The organism is Brachybacterium sp. Marseille-Q7125, from assembly GCF_023062615.1.
Lineage (GTDB): Bacteria > Actinomycetota > Actinomycetes > Actinomycetales > Dermabacteraceae > Brachybacterium.
This window is the reverse complement of sequence record NZ_JALLAL010000205.1, coordinates 1-405: the sequence shown is the minus strand read 5'-3', so window position 1 is coordinate 405 and position 405 is coordinate 1. Positions and strand designations below refer to the sequence as shown.

Here is a 405-nt window from a genome sequence, read left to right as displayed (position 1 = left end):
CGTCCGCACCCCCGCCCCCCGGGGGGAGGTCGAGGCCCGCGAGACCAGCTGCGTGGAGCGGGGCGCGGGGGGGGAGACCCAGACCGCCCCACCCACCCGGGGCGCCGAACGGGCAGCCGTGGGGGCGCTCCCCGGGGGCGGACCCCCCGACGGGAGCACCAAGCCGCGAGTGCGGGACCGGCGCGAGAGCGCCCCGGCCGGGGAAGAGGAGCAGCGGGACAGCGAGATCACCGTCACGGGCGCCACCGCCACCGGCACCGACGACACCGACAAGGTCTCGGCCGCGCGACGGCCCCCCGCGCTGTCGGAGGGGGGGCAGTCGCCCGCGCCGCTGGTGCCCGAGGCCCGGACCATCGGGGAGCCGCCGGAAGCCTCGACCGGCGGAGTCCGGTAGGGGGCGGCCGC

At 80.7% G+C, this 405-nt stretch carries 1 pseudogene; it reads left to right on the top strand.

The annotated features are described in order from the left end of the window. Nucleotides 1-394: pseudogene (locus MU407_RS14240) on the top strand (MMPL family transporter); the annotation flags it as partial. Nucleotides 395-405 lie beyond the last annotated feature (11 nt).